Raw genomic sequence first — 18,965 nt, 5'->3', positions numbered from 1 at the left:
CGAAAGTTAGTCGGCGTTTATTAATACAATAACAATAGAGGTAGAATTGTATTGACGAAATTCGTTTTGTTATTTATTGCTAATGTTTCGCGGCTATGTTTCCGCTGCGGCTAAACGAACAAGCGTTTTTTTCGCTAAGATATAATTTTTCGAGATGAAAAGGTGCAGTTATGAAAAACCAGCAATTATGCTTGACTGCTGTATAAACGTCATTAATTTTTATCTCTTGAATATTTAGCTAATAGCAGATATAGATTATTTAAGTTTTCCTCAAGAGAATGAATACTATCTTTCTTTACAGAAATTTGAAATTCTTTTTGTCGAATAGTAGAATTTTTAGCAACAATAGACTTTTGCAAATTTGTTTTGTCAACTTTTAAAATTTTGACTTGTTCATAGTAATCACTTTTTTCTTTATCAAATTTTGCTTGCCCAAAATATACTCCTAATGCAAATGCTCCACCTACAGAAATAGATAAAATTGTCCAAAATATTTCTGCTGAAAGTCCAATCGATTTGGTCTCATTTACATTTTTTGTTTGGTTCTTTTCAACTACTTTTTTATTTTCTTCAATTATTTTATCATCTTCATCAAATAGTTCAACCATTTCAATCATTTTTTCAAAATTTTTTATTTTGTTTTTTAAATCTGCTCTATATTCTTTTACTTCATCTAGCCAATATTCTCTTGCTGGACCCAAAGTTTTTCTTTGACGTTGATATTGTTCACTGATTGTTTTGTCAGAAAAAACTTTTTTTAAAAGTAAAACATTATAATTATCCCAATCTTCTAATCCATCTTTTAATTTTTCAAATGAATCATTCGTTGAGTTACTAGTACTATTTAATATATCCATTGCCTTATATATTCTATCTTTGAATAGTCGAATAGCTTCTTTTCTATTAATTAAAAGTTTTGGATAGTCATTCATTTGATGATGATTTATATTTGTTGCGCGGGTTATAACGTTCTGATGTTTTGAGTGGCTGGGGGGAATAATAGAGTATTTTGGTTTAATGGAATTATGTTAAAAAACGGTAATTCTACTAAATCCGCAAATCGATTAAAACGTGTGTTATAAGCCGTTTTTTTGTTTTTAATGATTGAATTTAGGATTATGAGATATTATTTTATTAAATTTCGGAATTAGATTTTTTTCCATAAAATCTATTAAATTTTCATCTGCTTCTTGTCTTTTAAAATGTGGTAAAGTATTACAAGTATAATGAGTTTCATTATTATCGTCTATTGAATAGTCAAAATATAAAAAACAAATTAATCCGAACGATTTATTTGGATTAATTTGTTTCTTTTTTAATTCCTCATCTAATTCTATTAATGTTTGAAAAATTAATTCATTTTCAAGAGTCAAGTTTATATTTTTTGAATGGTAATTTAAATTGGTAATATCTATAAATAAGGCAGTAGATGAATTCATATATTCTTTTATCATCTTTCCTCTTATCACGCTTTTCAATTTTTTTAATATTTGATTTTTTGTTGGAACTTTATCAAAATTAAATTGCGCACTTGTACACTCGATATAAATTTCTTTATTATTGTAGTTTATAGAAAAGTCGGGTCTTTCACTTTTTTTATATGTTATCTTTTTTTGAACTAAAGTCCAGTTCATATAGAGTTCAAAAATGTCTCCGAATATACCAACATTTTCTTTGTTATTTACTAATCTTCTTCTCCATATTTTCCATTCATCTTGTGAAGAATTTTTAATTGTTGATAAATATTCTAATGAATCAAATAAGGAATGATATAATATGTAGTTATATTTTTCAGATTTTGGTTGTAATTTTAATAATATTTGATAATTGTCATAAAATGCGTGTCCTTTATTTTTAGAATTTTCTAAATCAAAACTTAATTCTTTTAAGTAAAGTTTTTTTATGAATTCAATATCTTCGTTTGAGTTAATAGCATCTTTCATACTTTGGCTTTAGACTTTAGTTTGGATTGTTAAAAATGACCATTTTAATAATTTATAAATGAATCGAATTGGATATACAAGGGTAAAAACGATAATAGCTATCCATTTTATTAGATCTATGATATTATCTTTAGAATTTATTTTTTGCTTAGTTTCATTTATGTCTTTGTTTGCTTCATCAAACTCCTTCCTGTATTTTTTATAGGCAGTCGATGTACTTGTGGTTGGTGGTAATGGAAGCCCTTGCATTGTAAAGCAAAATTCTTTAAAGCCTACAATGATGCAATTTTTAGTTTTCAGAAAGTCATAGTAACGTTTTAGGTTCTTCTTTTCTGGAAAGTTAGTTTCAAATTTTTTAGAGATACTTTGCAAAGTGTCAAATGGAACAGGCTCCTGTAATTTACTAAAGGGACTTATTTTAAATCCATCAAACTTGGCAAATTGGTTTATTGAATCAATGTCAAAAGGTGGTTTGAGTTTTTGTAGGAGTAAAAAAAGTCGTCTTTTAGTGAAAAAGCTGGTTTGTTGAACTGAAAATTCGTCAAACATTATTTCATCAAAAAAAAAATCAGGTGGTATAATGATAGGCGGTCTCCCTTTATCAAAATATTCAGTCGGTACATTTTTCCTGTCGAGCATTTCTTCGAAGGATATTGATTTTGAATATCTTGTTTGAATGGAATCAATATCATGTGAAAGAATTGATGTTTTCTTTTCTAATTTTTCCGCCTTACTAATACGGAATTCATTTATAGACCAAAGTATTACCCAACTAAGTCCTATAAGAACTGAACAGATAAATAGAATAATTATTTCTCTCGCTACTTTTCTTTTGGTTATTTGTTTCATTGTTTGTTTTTCTATTTCTTAGTTAAATATTAGTAAAGTCATCATAGAAAAACCAGTAACATATTTGTTTTCTCTATTGTTACATTTTTTCCGCAACATTTTATTTTAGTTCACTCAAATAATTAAGACATTCGATGCTTAATTCTTTTTTAACGTCTTCAATATTGAATATATTTTCCATAAAATACATTAATTTTTCTCCAATTACTCCTCTACTATTCTTGTCATATTCTTTTAGGCAAGCAGTATAAAGTAATGCTTTTCTACAATTATTAATAGTCCAATAAGTTGCATAAGTTACATAGTCTGGCGTTCCAATATAACTATTCATTAATTTTTCAAATTTGTATCCGTAGTCCATAGTCTTAATTTATTAGTTTTTGCTAAAGTTTTAAAATATTTTTACTGTTTTCCGTTATTCTTTTGTGTCATTTTTGGAATTGGTTGCACACAACTTGTATATTTTTATTACAGAATCATAAAGAGTCATCCAATTTTCGGATAGATAGGTAACGCAGTAGTCATACTTTATTATATTCCAAATATATTTATTTTTTCTTACAAATGATTTAGGGTTTTAATAGTATGTCAAAAATCAATATCAATTTTAAAAAAAAATGATACACTTGTACGCATAAAAAAATCCGAGTTGTTTGTCAATCGGATTTTAGAGTATTTTCTGTAATGATGTATCGCTGTCAAAAAGGAATGGTTTTATCCAGAAAATACGAGTTTACTTTTTTGCCGGTTTCATTTCTGTTACAATCAATTTTAGGGTTGTCATACCGGTATTTTTAGCCATGTGGGTTACCGCAGGCATATAGATGGCAGTTCCGGCTTTGATGTCCATAGCCATGGCTTTTTTGCCTTTTTCGGTAATCTCAATTTTTCCTCCTGCCACAACATAAACAGTGTGGTTAGGATGGCTGTGCATGGCTGCGGTTGCACCCGGAGCAAAAACTACTTCCATCACTCTTACCTTGTCATTTTCTAATAACACTTTTTTATAGACGTTGTGGGCCGCTTTCATTGGGTCTTGCGCATACAAACTGACACTCTGAAAAGTGAATACTCCAAAGAGTAAAGCCATTACTATCATTTTAATTGTTTTCATCTTGTTTGAATTTTAAATTTTAGACTAATTTAAATTGCGCTACTCCTAAAGCTCTTGGTTGGGCTCATTTTTTAGAGTAGTAGATGGTTGTTGTGTGTAATTGATACGGTTAGGCATAAAGAAAAATCTTTGGTATGGATTGTTCTCTCTGTCCGTTTTATGAAATATAAAGTGTTTTGGGGTTTGTTTATATCTCAAAACTTTGTGTACTAAAGATTCCGTAGGAATTTTGAAGTACACGGCGCTGTTCCTTTTTGTAAATCTAAATTTACGAAATATTCGGCTTGAAAATATAAGTAAGCTCTTGTTTTTTATGTTTAAGGTTTTGGTTTTGAGTGTTTTTTGGTGTGTGTTTTATCTTTTGGAATCAAAATAATAAGCATAAAAAAATCCGATTGCTTTTACAACAATTGGATTTTGTATATAATCTGAAATCTTTATTCTATCCCGATAGCTATCGGGACTAAAATCTATAAGTGGACACATCATCTTTTAGTCACAATTTTTATTTGGGAGAAAATAGTTGTTTAATTTAAGAAAGGGTTTTGCTTTTTAATTGGTTTTATAATCGTGGGATTTTTTGTTTCTGGCTTCCATTCGCTAGTGTTTGGTTTTAACCAGAACAGAATTAAATTAATGATGTTCTGCTAATATGTGGCTATATACATAATGTACCGGCATTACTGTAGGTGCTTTTTTAGGTATGTTGTTTTTTTCAAGTATTGGCATAAGTATTTCGCCAAAATTTTTGAAATCTTCTTCGGATTCCCATTCATCGACTACCATCCAGCCATCTGAAGTTGGAGCGCCAATATGGTATAACAACCCATAAGGGTTAGAATGACCTGTAGCACGTAAATCGTCCCATACGCGGTCGTATTCTTTTGATGTCATGCCAGGAAAATTGAATAAAATCATTACATTTTTCATTGTATAAATAATTTTTGTTACTAAATTTTGAATACTGTATTTCTTGTATCCGTTTTGAATAATACAGTATATTATAGAAGTTTAAAGATGCTCTTTTGAATAGAATGAGCTACAATAATTTGTTTATATAACCAATGTGCCTAAATGGCAAAACCCTTTTTCAGTTAATAGCTGTTACCAGTGATTTTTGGGTATACTAAGTTACGAAAAAATGCAGTTAATTGTTTGGTTTTTAGTTTTGTATTTGTGTTTTTGATGCAAAAAATCCGTCCCGATAGCTCGAGACGGATTTTGTATATAATCTGAAATCTTTATTCTATCCTGATAGCTATCGGGACTGAAACCTATATGTGAATTACCTCACCATAAGCAGCGGCAACCGCTTCCATAACCGCCTCACTCATTGTAGGGTGAGGGTGGATTGATTTTAGGATTTCGTGTCCTGTAGTTTCCAGTTTACGGGCTACAACTGCCTCAGCAATCATATCAGTAACACCGGCACCAATCATGTGGCATCCTAACCATTCGCCGTATTTAGCATCAAAGATTACTTTTACAAATCCGTCAGCATTTCCAGATGCTTTTGCTTTTCCAGATGCTACGAATGGGAATTTTCCAATTTTCAAATCGTATCCTTTTTCTTTAGCTGCTTTTTCAGTTAAACCTACAGAAGCAATTTCAGGAGTAGCATAAGTACAACCCGGTACGTTTCCGTAATCGATAGGTTCTACGTGCATACCTGCAATTTTCTCCACACAGTTGATTCCTTCAGCTGAAGCTACGTGAGCTAAAGCCTGTCCCGGAGTTACGTCACCAATAGCGTAGTAACCTGGAATATTAGTAGCATTGTAAGCGTTTACTAAGATTTTATCTCTGTCAGTAGCAATACCTACTTCTTCTAATCCGATGTTTTCGATATTAGTTTTGATACCAACAGCAGAAAGTAAAATATCAGCTTCTAAAATTTCTTCTCCTTTAGCTGTTTTAACGAATGCTTTAACTCCTTTTCCAGTAGTGTCAATTTTCTCAACAGAAGAGTTAGTCATAACTGTAATTCCGGATTTTTTCAAAGATTTTTCAAATTCTTTTGAGATATCTTCGTCTTCAACAGGTACTACATTAGGCATGAATTCTACAATAGTAACTTCAGTTCCCATTGAGTTGTAGAAGTGAGCAAACTCAACTCCGATAGCTCCAGAACCTACGATAATCATCTTTTTAGGTTGTGTTGGCAAAGTCATTGCCTGACGGTAACCAATTACTTTTATACCATCTTGTGGTAAGTTAGGCAACTCACGAGAACGAGCACCGGTAGCAATAATGATATGATCAGCACTGTATTCAGTAACTTTTCCGTCTTTATCAGTAACGTCTAATTTTTTACCTGGTTTTAATTTTCCAAAACCATTAATAACGTCGATTTTGTTTTTCTTCATTAGGAAAGTAATTCCTTTGCTCATTCCATCTGCAACATTACGGCTACGTTGAATTACTGCAGGGAAATCTTTGTCAAATTCAGAAACCGTCAATCCGTAATCGGAAGCGTGTTTTAGATAATCAAAAACCTGAGCCGATTTAAGTAAGGCTTTTGTTGGGATACAACCCCAGTTCAAACAAACCCCGCCTAAGTTTTCTTTTTCAACTACGGCTACTTTAAAGCCTAATTGTGATGCTCTAATGGCAGTTACATACCCGCCAGGACCACTTCCTAAAACAATAACGTCGTATTTCATTTTTTTCTGATTTATTTTTTAAGTTGTAAAAATAAAATTTGCTAATAATGCGCCTTTCATTTTATATCTAAATTCTAATATTAATTGAGACTGCGAATTTAATGATTTATTCTGTTTTTAAAAGTCGCAAAAGCACAAAGTTTTAACAGAATGCTGTTTATAAAGGATGATTTTTCGAAATCTAACAAAATACCTTCTGTTTCTTATATAATTTTAGGAATCCGTTAATACTGTTTTTTAACCGCAAAGACTTACAAAGAAAACACAAAGACTCGTTAAGCTTTTTTTAATCGCAAATTTAAAATCATTTTATAAATCAATAATTTGCGAATTTGCGGTCAAAATTTGTATCTACCCCACCATTTTCTGTTTTCTTAGTAATAACCAAATCACTATTGGTGCACCAAAAATAGACGTTACCGCATTGATAGGCAAAGTAATTTCGCCACCGGGAACTTGCGAAATGGTATCGCAAATCAGCATGATAATGGCTCCAAAAAGCAGGGTACTCCAAAATAAAATAGTATGATTGCTGGTTTGGAAAACCAATTTAGCAATATGAGGAACTGCCAGGCCAATAAAGGCAATAGGACCTGCAAAAGCAGTGATGCTTCCCGCTAAAATACTGGTGGCAAACAAAATAATCAATCTTGCTTTTTTGTAATTCAAACCGAGGCTTCGGGCGTAGTTTTCTCCAAGTAGTAGTGCATTCAAAGGTTTAATACAGGCTACACTCAATAGTAATCCCGTTAGCACACAAACAGCTAAAATAATAATCGAAGTCCAGGAAAGATTTCCTAAATTCCCTAAAGACCAAAAAGTGAATTTTTGCAATTGCTCAGCAGTGCTAAAGAAACTCAATGTTCCTACAATTGCAGAGCTTAAGCTGCCAAACATTAGTCCCACAATCAGGATGGTCATGGTATCCCGTAAGCGTATGGAAACCAATAAAACGGCTACTAATACACAAGAACTTCCTATGGTTGAGGCTAAGACGATTCCGTAAGACGAAAGTACTATTTCCTGTAAAAAAGGAGGAAGTAAACCCGCACCTAAAATCACAAAAGCCACTCCTAAACTCGCTCCTGAACTCAGTCCCAAAACATAAGGTCCGGCCAATGGATTCCTGAATAAGGTTTGCATCAATAAACCACTAATCGAAAGTCCGATTCCAACTAAAACTACCGTAATTGCTTTAGGTAACCGATAATTGATAATAATGTATTCCCAAGTTGACTTGCTGGCTTGCCCGCCACTTAGACTTTGATAAATTTCTTTAAAAGGAATAGTTATCGAACCTAAACTGATGTTTGTAAAAAACAAAAAAAGCAGTCCTATAACAAGGTAGGAAAATAGAATTGTATTTCGTTTTTGGTTTTTCAATTGGGCTTAATTTAGTTTCGTTGCAAAGGTAAAATTATAGTTGGCTAATAATTCAGGATGAAAAATCTTGATGTAATCTTTCAGAACTAAATCAGGTCGGCTAGGGGCTAATTCATAATAAATAGTTCCTCCCGTTGTGCCTAATTTGCTTTCAAAAGTATAGACGTTTTTCACAGCAAAAGCATCAAATTGGTTGTAATGCGGATTGCTGTCTCCTAATTCTTTTGAGTTTTTAAAAGAGCCTGTCGCAATCCAAACCTTCGCAGTTTTTGCTTTGTCTAATATTTTTTCGAACGACAATCCTAAACTTCCGCTGCCTTCAATATCAGCCCATAAATAATTGGATTTGGCGTCTTTCATAAATTGGGCAACCCAGCTGTTTCCTTTGGCTACAAACCATTGGTTTTGGTACATAGAACCGTATAAAACTGTTGCCTCTGCTTTTTGATTAGCGACTAATTGCAAGGCTTGATTGTAGTTTTTTACAATGTTGTCAAAAAGGATTTTGCCTTCTTTTTCTTTGCCAAATAAAGCTGCATACAATTTAATCCATTCGGCTTTTCCCAGCGGGGATTGCTCCATCCAATCGGCCTGGATAATTACATTTAAACCACTTTTTTCCAGATTGGCAATCATCGGATTGTTATTGTCTACGCCAAAAGTCACGATGGCTTCGGGAGCTAAATCAATTAGCTTTTCCATATTCAAACGTTCGTTTTGTCCCACATTTTTTACGATTCCTGAATCAATCAGTTTTCGGGTTTTTGCAGAAGAAACATAATTGGTGTGTGGAAAACCTACTAAAGATTTTTCTACCTGAAGCATTTCTAAAAAAGGAATGTTAGTAGTCGAAGTAACCACTATGGATTTTAAAGGAACCGATAGTTGAGTATACTTTTGCAAACTATCAGGAACAGTGGCGTTTTTTTCTTTTAAGATATAGGTGAAATCTTTATTGGCATCAGGCCAGGGATTTAAAACCTTAACAATCGAGTAACCATCGTATTTGTAAATGGAAAGATTGCTCGAATATTCAATTTCGTTTTTTATGGTTGCTATTGGAGCGGTAGTCGATTGTTTGTTTTTTTGACAGGCTGCAAGGCTTAAAATAGCCACAAAAAGAAATATTTTATTGTAAAAAGAATTCATGTTTTTATTTTCTATGCCGGCAAAGGTATAGCAATTTGTAAAAATTACTGTATATTTTCTAGGATAAAAAAAACAACAAATACTATCTTTACCTCATGAATGCTATAAAAGTAAAACGCTGTTCCGGTTGTGGAATTGCCTTTGATTGCGGAGATATTTCTCAGAAAAAGAAATGTTGGTGCAATGATTTTCCACCTATTTTTACTCTTTCGGAAGGAGCGGATTGTCTTTGTCCAGATTGTTTTAAGAATAGTTGTATGATAAAGATTGAAGAATATGTGGCTACCATCTCTCCAGAAAATGCTTTAGAAAATAAAGCCAAAGATTTGCCTAAAACTACTCATTTGATTGAAGGAATCGATTACTATTTAGAAAATGGGAATTATGTTTTCAAAGCCTGGTTTCATCTAAAAAGAGGTTCTTGTTGTGGTAATGGCTGCCGTCATTGTCCATACTGAAAAAGTTATGAGTTGTGTGTTATGGGTATGATGGAGGGGAGTTTTTGACATAGAGGTTTAGAATTTTTTGGAAAAATAATAAATGAAGATTAAAGTTTTATAGCTGTGTTAATTGGAAAAGAAAGCGTTGTTTATTAAGAGGTTCGACGTCCTTAGCTTCCGCAGTCGAGTGTCAAATGTTTGAAGAATCCGTAAAAAGAAAAGTTGTTTGAGCGTAGCGAGTTCTTTTCTTTTAGGATTCGAAAACTAATTTGACCGACGAGGAAGTGTAAGACTTGATTTTTTTGTTTCTTTTTTGATCAAGCAAAAAAGAAAATGAATAATTAATGTTTTTTATTTTCAATAAAAATGTCATAAGTGATTATTCAAGTGTCTTTGAAAAAAGTCTTCGAAAAGCTCAGACTGACAACATAAACAGATAAATTTATACTAAAAAAACAATTAAAAATGATTTATTTCATAACAGGAGGAGAGCGCTCAGGAAAGAGCAGTTATGCCGAAAATATAGCCAAAGAATTATCGGCAAGACCTATGTATGTTGCTACAGCCCGAAAATGGGATGATGATTTCCAGAAGCGAATTGACCGTCATCAAAAAGATAGAGATGAGCGTTGGATTAACATTGAAAAAGAAAAATTTTTAAGCGAAATTGATTTTTCAGGTCAGGTTGCTGTGATTGATTGCGTAACTTTATGGTTGACAAATTTTTTTATTGATACTCAAAATGATGTCGAGTTGAGTTTGATTCAGGCCAAGGCAGAATTTGAAGCTGTGGCTAATCAGCCTAATGCAACAATTATTATTATTTCTAATGAAATAGGAATGGGCGTTCATGCCGAAACGCATATTGGTCGAAAGTTCACCGAATTACAAGGTTGGATGAACCAATATTTGGCAAAAAAAGCGGATAAGGTGGTGTTAATGGTTTCCGGAATTCCGGTAACAATAAAAGGAGGATTATGAATTTTGTAACCTCTTGGTCCGGTGGAAAAGACAGCTGTTATGCGATGATGCAGGCAGTCAAACAAGGATTTACGCCAAAGGTTTTGCTCAACATGATGAATGAAAATGGTAAAATTTCCCGTTCGCATGGTTTGCCATTAGCTATTTTGAATCAACAGGCACAAAAAATGCAATTGCCGATAGAAACTGTACCAGCCACTTGGGGTGATTATGAGGAAAAATTCATAGCAATTTTAAAATCACTAAAAGCAAATTTTGATTTGGAAGCTGCTGTTTTTGGAGATATCGATTTGCAGCCTCATAGGGATTGGGAAGAGAAAGTTTGTCAGGCGGCCTCGTTGAAAGCTATTTTGCCGTTGTGGCAGCAAGACCGTATTGTACTGGTAAATGAAATGATTGAAAACGGAATCGAAACCATGATTGTTTCCTGTAATACGATGATGGGGGAAAGTTATTTAGGGAGGATTTTGACCAAAGAATTAGCCTTGGAGTTATTGGAGAAAGGAATAGATCCTTGTGGGGAGAATGGCGAATTTCATACTATGGTAGTTAACTGCCCCTTGTTTTCAGAAGCTATTGAATTGCCTGATTTTACGACTAAAACCTATAAGGATTATTGTTTTGTTGTTTGGGAATAAATAATTTAGCAGATTTCAGAAAGCAGATTTCAGAAAGCAGAATTCAGTCTGGTATAATGTCTAAATTCCGTAGGAATGCCTTATATTGTTGCAACGTCCCGAAAGCATTCGGGATTAATCCGTTGAAATAAAAAATAAAGAAATAATTGACGATGACCAATTTAGACGAAATAATTAAATCACGCCGCGATACCCGTCATTTTACTAATGATGCCGTTCCTGATGCCGTAATCGAAAAAGCATTAGAGGCTGGGCATTGGGCGCCTTCTGTTGGTTTGACTGAAGCAACTAAATATTATCTTATCAAATCGGCGGAAATTAAGAAAGCAGTTAAGGAATTGTTCTTGGAATATGATAAAAAAGCTGCAGCCTGTACGGATGACGAATTACAAAAAGTACAATATCAAAACTTAAAGCTTGAGGCAATTGAAGAAGCACCACTGGGATTAGTCATTTGTTACGACCGTTCGGTGTTGAATCATTTTACTATCGGGACAGTGGGAAGCAATGAAGCCATAAAGTTTAGCGCAGTTTGTGCGGCTCAAAACATTTGGCTTTCGTTAACCGAACAAGGCTATTCAATGGGCTGGGTTTCGATTTTGAATTATTACCAATTCAAGAAAATATTGGGTTTACCGGAACATATTGAACCGCTTGGATATTTTTGCGTAGGCAAACCAGCGACAAATTACGAGAACCAACCGATGTTGCAACAACTGAATTGGAAACAAAAATCGGAAGCACCTTTTGTTTCAGAAATTAGGCAACTTCATTCAATAGCAACAAAGGAACTTGAAGAAGATGTTGTTCGTACCAATAAAGTTGATTTTTCATTGAAAGCCTTGGAAGATAAAATCAACAAAAAAACAAAACCGATTGGTTCATTAGGTGTTTTGGAAAAAATAGCGAAACAAATAGGAACTGTTTTTCAAACTTTGGAACCTAAAATCAGCAATCCAAATATTGTTGTTTTTGCTGCCGATCACGGAATTGCGCAACATGGTGTAAGTGCTTATCCGCAGGATGTAACGCGCCAGATGCTGACTAATTTTCTGGAAGGTGGAGCGGCAATAAATGTGTTTTGTAAGCAAAATAAAATAGCTCTTTCGGTAGTTGATGCGGGTGTGAATTATGATTTCCCGTCTAATACAACACTGATTTCGGCTAAGATTGACAAAGGGACACATTCATTTTTAAGTGGTCCGGCTATGAGCAAAGCGCAAGTGGAATTGTGTTTTAGCAAAGGAAGCGAAATTGTGGCAGCTATTGCAAAACAGGGGAGTAACTGTATTGGTTTTGGCGAAATGGGTATTGGCAACACAGCTACAGCTTCGGTTTTAATGAGTGTACTTTGTAATTTTTCTATCGAAGATTGTGTAGGCAGAGGTACAGGAGTTGATGACGAAAAGCTGCAATTTAAGATTGATATTTTAAAAAAAGCGATTGAGAATTACCATGGTTCGAAAGATTTAGAGAGTTATTTGACTTATTTTGGAGGATTTGAAATTTTGCAAATGGCTGGTGGAATGCTGGAGGCTTACAGACAGAATATGATTTTTCTGGTAGATGGTTTTATTTGCAGTGTCGCCTTTTTAATCGCTTTCAAAAAAAATCCTGCCATAATGAATAACGCTATTTTTAGTCATCAATCGGCTGAAAAACCACATAAAAAACTTTTGGATTATCTTGGAGTGTCGGCTGTTTTACAATTAGATTTGCGCTTGGGCGAAGGAACGGGTTGTGCGCTTGTGTTTCCAATAATTGAATCGGCTGTAGCTTTTTTAAACGAAATGGCCAGTTTTGAAAGTGCTGGTGTGAGTGAAAAATAAAAGTTAAAAGTTAGAGGTGGGAAGTTAGAAATAGGTTAAAAAGATTTATAAAAAAAATGAAAAAAGAACTCCATATATTTTTTACGGCAATGATGTTTTACACCCGAATTCCTTGTCCTAAAAATATAAATCACCATCCTGATTACTTAAATAAAGCTTCGAGATATTTCCCTGTAATTGGCTGGTTAGTAGGTGGTATTAGTTTTGTTGTTTTTTATTTTGCAGCTTTGGTTTTTTCAAATGAAATTGCCGTTGTACTCTCGATGATTGCCAGTATTCTTGTTACCGGAGCTTTTCATGAAGATGGTTTTGCCGATGTTTGTGATGGTTTTGGAGGCGGATGGACCAAAGAAAAGATTCTGTTAATCATGAAAGACAGTGCCATTGGAGCTTATGGAGCGATTGGTTTGGTTTTACTTTTTTTATTAAAGTTTCAGAGTTTGGTTCAATTAACAGACAATATTCAAATACCAGATTTTGGTTTCGGAATTTATGATGTAAATATTGGAATTTGGCTTCTTTTTATAACTGCTCATTCTTTAAGTCGATTAGCGGCAATATCTATTGTTTTTACCCATGAATATTCAAGAGAAGATGCAACTAGCAAAAGCAAGCCTATTGCTCAAAATTATACTTGGAGAGAAGTATTTGGTGCTTTCTTTTTCGGATTGTTACCACTTTTAGTATTGGCTGTTTCTCATTGGCAAATACTGTTTGCTGTAATCCCCGTTTTCTTATTCCGATTTTTTCTGGCTCGATATTTCCAAAAATGGATTGGCGGTTATACCGGTGATTGTCTTGGTGCAACACAGCAGGTTTGTGAAGTAGTTTTTTATCTTTCAATAGTAGCATTATGGAAGTTTATTTAGTGCGTCATACCGAAACGGTTTGTGAAAAAGGCATTTGTTACGGACAAACCGATGTGACTTTGAAAGAACCTTATTTGGAACAATTTGAATCGATAAAAAGTCAAATACCATCTGATGCTGTTGTCTATTCGAGTCCTTTGTCCCGTTGTGTCCAATTGGCTAATTATTTAGCCCCATCGATAATTACTGATTCCCGATTGATGGAGATGCATTTTGGTGATTGGGAAATGAAAAAATGGGATGACATTCCCGAAGCCGATTTTACACCCTGGATGACCGATTTTGTAAATGTAGCCGTTCCTAATGGCGAATCTTTTGTTGAATTACATCATCGTGTAACCGATTTTTTAGCGACACTGATTTCAGAAAACAATTCGAAAAAAATAGCCATTGTTACCCATGCTGGAGTAATCAGAAGTATTTTGTGTGCCAATTCAAATACGCCGTTGAAAGATGCTTTTACTAATAAAGTAGATTTTGGAGCTGTTATAAAAATAGAACTATAACTTCAAATAAAATTATTTAATTAGCTGGTTATTAGTTTTTTATTTGTTCTAAATCAAATATAGATATAAATTTGATTTTTAGCTGAATTAAGTTTTATCTTTGCCGCCGTATTGAGGTTGCTGTTTTTCTATTTGAAAATAGCATTAAAAGGGAATCAGGTTAAACACCTGAGCTGTACCCGCAACTGTAAGTTATCAAGCTTGTTGTTATCTACAAAACCACTGTCTCGTCACAAGACGAGATGGGAAGGTCAACAACAAGACGCAAGCCAGGAGACCTGCCTATTACATCGAGTATCAAACTTTCGGGAAAAAAGGTTTGGGTATGGGTAATTCTATGCTTTTCTCCCATTTATTAGTCATGTAACAGTTAAGCTGTTATTAAATGTTTTTTAAAATGAACAAAAAAATCGTTCGTATTAGTGCGTTATTCGTATTAATAAGTGCTTGTGCTTTTGCGCAAAAAAAGGGAGTTGTGCTTCCGGTAACCAATGAATTAGCTGAAGTAGTTGTTTCAGATTCTAAATTTGCATTGCCTAAGGAAAAATCAGGAAAGGTGATTGTGAAAATTACGGCTGATGATTTAAAGAAAAGACCAGGACAATCAGTAGCTGCTGTTTTGAGTACTGTGGCAGGAGTGGAGATTAACGGAAATCAAAGCAGAAACGGAAAAGATTTAGGGGTTTTTATTAGAGGAGGAAGAGGACATCAAGTTTTAATTTTAATTGATGGAGTTCCTGTTACAGATGCTTCAGGAATTAGTTTGTCTTATGATTTGCGTTTGCTTTCAGCTGATCAAGTACAAAGTATTGAGGTAATGAAAGGGGCTGCCAGTACGCTTTACGGTTCAGGAGCAGCAACCGGAGTAATCAATATTACTTTGAAAAAAGCAGCTAAGAATGCTATTGCAGGAAATGTTTATATGAATGTAGGAACACAAACAGCTGCTAAAGACAAAGATTATTCTGCTCAGGATTTTAATCAGGGATTTTCATTTAATGGAAAATCAGATAAGTTCAATTATTTTGCTTCTTTAAATAGTACTGAAACTACAGGGATTTCAGAAGCTAAGCCTGCTTCGGATGCTCAAACTTTTGAGGATGATAGTTTTTCCAGAGTGAATTCGATTGTGAAGTTTGGCTTTACGCCAAATGAAAAACTATCATTGGATTTCTTTGCTAATTATGATAAAATAAAAAATGAATTCGATTCAGGTTCGTTTGCAGATAATCCTGATAATTTTTCTACTTCAGAGCAATATAGAGTTGGTTTTTCTCCAAAATACAAATATACAAATGGAGAAATAGTGCTTAATTCTAGTGCTAATATGATTGATAGAGCACTATTTAATTATGGGAGTTTTTCTTATTATAAATCAAGAAGCATCAATACTGATTTGTTTAATAAGTACAGTATATTACCGGAATTGTTTCTTGTAACTGGTGCTCAATTTCAATTTCATGAAATGTCTAATAAGAGTGATTATGTTGACTTACCTAAAGAATTAGCTAAATTCAATATGATTGATCCTTATGTAACAGCGGTTTATAATTCTGATTTTGGATTCAATTTTAATGCAGGAGCACGTTTTACTATTCATAGTAAATATGGGAATAATTGGGTTTTTAATTTAAATCCATCATATTCAATTCCGAATACCTCAATAAAAATATTAGCAACTTATAGTACGGCATTTATTGCGCCTAGTTTGTATCAGCTTTATTCTTCTTATGGAGATTTGAATTTATCACCGGAGAAAGATAAAACTTTAGAGGCTGGTTTTGAAGCTGAATTATTTAATAAAAAACTGACTTTAACTTCAATTGCATTTTTAAGAGATGAAGTTGATGCTATAGGTTTTGATATGACTTTATATAAATATTATACTGTTTCAGGTGTAAATAAGGTAAGAGGAATTGAGACGATGCTTTCTTATAAACTGAACAGTAAAATAAAATGGAATGCAAATTATACTTTTTCAGAGATGGAAAAGCAGTCTAGCATTTTGAACCCTAAGCATAAAGTAAATACTGGGTTAGATATTCAGGCAACAGAGCGTTTAGCTTTTAGTGCTACGTATCAATTTGTTTCAGATAGGTATACAGAGTACACAACTTATCCTGCACCAACGTATGATGCTGTATTGAATTCAGAAATTTTAAAGGATTATCAATTAGTGAATGCTAACGTTCGTTATACGGTAATTAAAAACAGATTGAATGTTTTTGCTGCTGCAGATAATATTTTAAATAAAGATTTTGTTGAGGCCAGAGGTTTTAGTACCAGAGGCAGAAACTTTAAACTAGGTTTGAATATCAATTTATAATATTCAATTTTGGGGTTTAACAAAAAGGCTTTCAGTGATGAAAGCCTTTTTTTATGGTCAAAATGTTTTTATTGTTCAAAGTACATTTGATTTTGTCCTCTGAGTGTTTTAGAATCATTAAGGAATTCAAAATCAGTTGTTGTTTTTTCGGGTACTATAAATTTAGCAGTTCCGGTTATTTTTCCAATAGCTGTACTTAATAGAGGTTCAGCAGGATCTCCAAGGACACCTAATGTTATTATTCTTTCGGACAATTTATAATCAGGAATTAAGCCATCTAAATAGTCACCAAAACCTACGGCATTTACCGAATGGGCAACAATAGGTTGCATAGCATAGCGATGAGATGGATTTACATTAGTTTTAGTAAGAGTAGGAGAATCATAAAGGGTAACCGAAGCGACATTTTTTCCATAGGTCGCATCACCTATTTGAACCACATTAATATAGGGGGCGAGACCATTAATGATGAGTTCACTTGCCGAAGCGGTACTTCTGGTGGTTAAAACATAAACGGTGGTTAGATTTAAATTATTAAGAGCTGTACCGTCTATTGTACTTGTAAAAAGGTACTTCCTGTTGAGGTATGATTTTCTGTTGTTATAAGCCAATTCGCTGAAAACTTGCCCGTTAAATTGCCCTGTAAGCATACTGGCTAATCGGGTTGCCGTAAGTACAGAACCACCACCGTTGTATCTTAAGTCTAAAACCAAATCGGTTACAGCTTCTGATTTGAAATAAGCAAAGGCATCGTTTAGTTTTGAATCATAGCTTTGGTAAAAACCATTGTACATCAGATAACCAATTTTATGTGAGCCACTGCTGATTGTTTTTTTTATAAGAATGGGGTTTTCTGCTAAGTTTGTTTTGGTTAAAGACAGACTTTTACCATTAGGAGTAATTACAGGATTGTTATTGGTGTCATAAGTAAGGTTGGCAAAATTTAAAGTGTAATTTGTGGCGGAACTATTTAATAAACTGGAATAATTAGTTAGATTTAAGCTGGTTCCGTTGACGGCATAAAATACTTCGCCGCGTTTAATATCTTTTGTTGCAGCATCAGAGTTTGGAATAATATAACGCACATAACCAATAACCTGGTCGTTACCCGAAGAAACAAGACTTAGACCATATTCTACACCGTTATTTTTTGTAGTTCCTTGTAATTGCTGCTCTAATGTAAGATAGTCGCTAACTATCCAGCTGAATCGATCTACAATTTTAGGGTCTTCAGTATCATTAGGGTCTTTTGGTCGAGGAGGTAGGTAAAGTAATTTTTGAAATAATTCTTCTGGTGAATATTGTTCCAGAAAACTATAATATTCTGAATTTGAGGCAAATCTATTATTGGCCAAATCAGGAATTTCTTCTTGCCACAAGTACATTTGGTTCAATCCTCTCCATATAAATTTTTGAACGTCAAGACTGGTCGATTCAGGCAATGTATCATCTTGATCCTGACAACTTTGTAATAACAGGAAAGGAATAATCAGGAGAAATAAGCGTTTGAATAAAATGTTCATATTTTGTTAACGATTATGGGTGTTTATGTAAAAGTACTATCTTTATTTTTTAGAATTAATAATTTTCTAATTTTTGCATAAATCTTGCTATTTAGGCGTTATAGGCTGTAAGAGAAAGGTCAAATATTTTGGCATGAAAATGGTAAGTATTCTTAGAAAGAAGAATGTAATTTTAATATAAAGATATAAAAATGAAAAAGACACTAATCACATTGTTAATTGTGTTTGTTGCTTCGGTTACATCTTATGGGCAGGCTGTTTTTGATCAATTTGATGGGCGGGAAGAAATTGTTTCGGTAATTGTAAACAAAAAAATGTTTGAGTTAATGAGTAAGGTAAAAGTGGATCCTTCGGATAAGGAAACGCAACAATATTTGAAATTAATTCAAAATTTAGACAATTTAAAAGTTTTTTCGACCACTAATACTAAGGCTGCCCTTGAAATGAAAGCTGCTGCAGATGGTTACATTAAATTAGCTGATTTAGAAGAATTAAAGAAAGTAAATGAAACTGGGAAACAAGTTACAATAGACGTAAAACGTACCGGAGGCAATAACCAGCTTAGAGAGTTTTTGATGTTTATTGACGATGATGCTAATGGAATTAAGCGTTCTGTTTTAATGTCGTTGACAGGAGTTTTTAGTTTAAGCGATATTTCAATTTTAACTGATAAAATGCAAATTCCAGGTGGGACAGAACTTAAGAAATTGACTCAAAAGTAATTTTATCAAAAGAAAAAAACAAAAAGAGTA

General features: G+C 33.4%; 18 protein-coding genes and 1 riboswitch. Of the genes, 8 read left to right on the top strand and 10 right to left on the bottom strand.

Annotated elements, in window-relative coordinates; translation table 11 throughout:
- Positions 1–212: 212 nt before the first annotated feature.
- From EOD40_RS08995 to EOD40_RS08955, 9 genes are all read right to left on the bottom strand, one after another.
- Positions 213–932, bottom strand: coding sequence for a hypothetical protein (locus EOD40_RS08995; protein ID WP_128194756.1), 720 nt, complete (start codon positions 930–932; stop codon positions 213–215).
- A gap of 165 nt (positions 933–1,097) precedes the next feature.
- Positions 1,098–1,943, bottom strand: coding sequence for a hypothetical protein (locus EOD40_RS08990; protein WP_128194754.1), 846 nt, complete (start codon positions 1,941–1,943; stop codon positions 1,098–1,100).
- 9 nt (positions 1,944–1,952) lie between these two features.
- Positions 1,953–2,792 (bottom strand): hypothetical protein, encoded by an 840-nt coding sequence (locus EOD40_RS08985; RefSeq protein ID WP_128194752.1) that lies wholly within the window; start codon positions 2,790–2,792, stop codon positions 1,953–1,955.
- Between the two features lie 100 nt (positions 2,793–2,892).
- A complete protein-coding gene (locus tag EOD40_RS08980; RefSeq protein WP_128194750.1) occupies positions 2,893–3,153 on the bottom strand; it encodes a hypothetical protein in 261 nt (86 codons plus the stop codon).
- A 372-nt stretch (positions 3,154–3,525) separates the two neighbouring features.
- Positions 3,526–3,906 (bottom strand): cupin domain-containing protein, encoded by a 381-nt coding sequence (locus EOD40_RS08975; protein WP_128194748.1) that lies wholly within the window; start codon positions 3,904–3,906, stop codon positions 3,526–3,528.
- 633 nt (positions 3,907–4,539) lie between these two features.
- Positions 4,540–4,800, bottom strand: a complete 261-nt coding sequence (locus tag EOD40_RS08970) for a hypothetical protein (RefSeq protein WP_128194746.1) — start codon at positions 4,798–4,800, stop codon at positions 4,540–4,542.
- A gap of 380 nt (positions 4,801–5,180) precedes the next feature.
- Positions 5,181–6,569 carry a dihydrolipoyl dehydrogenase gene (gene lpdA, locus EOD40_RS08965; RefSeq protein WP_128194744.1) on the bottom strand — a complete coding sequence of 463 codons (1,389 nt, stop codon included), beginning with the start codon at positions 6,567–6,569 and terminating at the stop codon, positions 5,181–5,183.
- A 351-nt stretch (positions 6,570–6,920) separates the two neighbouring features.
- Positions 6,921–7,952, bottom strand: coding sequence for an iron ABC transporter permease (locus EOD40_RS08960; protein ID WP_128194742.1), 1,032 nt, complete (start codon positions 7,950–7,952; stop codon positions 6,921–6,923).
- Positions 7,953–7,958: 6 nt separating this feature from the next.
- A complete protein-coding gene (locus EOD40_RS08955) occupies positions 7,959–9,101 on the bottom strand; it encodes an ABC transporter substrate-binding protein (protein WP_128194740.1) in 1,143 nt (380 codons plus the stop codon).
- A gap of 95 nt (positions 9,102–9,196) precedes the next feature.
- Between EOD40_RS08955 and EOD40_RS08950 the strand changes: the two genes are divergently transcribed.
- From EOD40_RS08950 to EOD40_RS08920, 7 genes are all read left to right on the top strand, one after another.
- Positions 9,197–9,559 (top strand): DUF5522 domain-containing protein, encoded by a 363-nt coding sequence (locus EOD40_RS08950; RefSeq protein ID WP_128194739.1) that lies wholly within the window; start codon positions 9,197–9,199, stop codon positions 9,557–9,559.
- A gap of 447 nt (positions 9,560–10,006) precedes the next feature.
- Positions 10,007–10,522, top strand: a complete 516-nt coding sequence (locus EOD40_RS08945) for a bifunctional adenosylcobinamide kinase/adenosylcobinamide-phosphate guanylyltransferase (RefSeq protein ID WP_128194737.1) — start codon at positions 10,007–10,009, stop codon at positions 10,520–10,522.
- Entirely contained in the window at positions 10,519–11,160 is a 642-nt protein-coding gene (locus tag EOD40_RS08940; RefSeq protein ID WP_128194735.1) for a Dph6-related ATP pyrophosphatase, read from the top strand. The genes EOD40_RS08945 and EOD40_RS08940 overlap by 4 nt, the downstream gene beginning before the upstream one ends.
- A gap of 152 nt (positions 11,161–11,312) precedes the next feature.
- Complete coding sequence (gene cobT / locus EOD40_RS08935; protein WP_128194733.1) at positions 11,313–12,989, top strand: nicotinate-nucleotide--dimethylbenzimidazole phosphoribosyltransferase; 1,677 nt, start codon at positions 11,313–11,315, stop codon at positions 12,987–12,989.
- A gap of 56 nt (positions 12,990–13,045) precedes the next feature.
- A complete protein-coding gene (locus tag EOD40_RS08930; protein WP_128194731.1) occupies positions 13,046–13,858 on the top strand; it encodes an adenosylcobinamide-GDP ribazoletransferase in 813 nt (270 codons plus the stop codon).
- The gene (gene cobC / locus EOD40_RS08925) at positions 13,843–14,364 is read left to right on the top strand and encodes an alpha-ribazole phosphatase (RefSeq protein WP_128194729.1); all 522 of its coding nucleotides are present in this window, start codon (positions 13,843–13,845) and stop codon (positions 14,362–14,364) included. The genes EOD40_RS08930 and cobC overlap by 16 nt, the downstream gene beginning before the upstream one ends.
- Positions 14,365–14,460: 96 nt before the next feature.
- Positions 14,461–14,664: riboswitch (cobalamin riboswitch) on the top strand.
- Between the two features lie 97 nt (positions 14,665–14,761).
- Positions 14,762–16,690, top strand: coding sequence for a TonB-dependent receptor plug domain-containing protein (locus EOD40_RS08920; RefSeq protein ID WP_231129604.1), 1,929 nt, complete (start codon positions 14,762–14,764; stop codon positions 16,688–16,690).
- A gap of 68 nt (positions 16,691–16,758) precedes the next feature.
- Here EOD40_RS08920 and EOD40_RS08915 read toward each other — a convergent pair whose 3' ends face one another.
- Positions 16,759–18,213, bottom strand: a complete 1,455-nt coding sequence (locus tag EOD40_RS08915; protein WP_128194727.1) for a S41 family peptidase — start codon at positions 18,211–18,213, stop codon at positions 16,759–16,761.
- Positions 18,214–18,404: 191 nt separating this feature from the next.
- Between EOD40_RS08915 and EOD40_RS08910 the strand changes: the two genes are divergently transcribed.
- Entirely contained in the window at positions 18,405–18,935 is a 531-nt protein-coding gene (locus tag EOD40_RS08910) for a DUF4252 domain-containing protein (protein ID WP_128194725.1), read from the top strand.
- Positions 18,936–18,965: the final 30 nt, after the last annotated feature.

This window comes from Flavobacterium sufflavum, from assembly GCF_004016525.1.
Classification (GTDB): Bacteria; Bacteroidota; Bacteroidia; order Flavobacteriales; family Flavobacteriaceae; genus Flavobacterium; species Flavobacterium sufflavum.
Note: the sequence above shows the minus strand (reverse complement) of the source record. Positions and strands in the feature narration are given on the sequence as shown.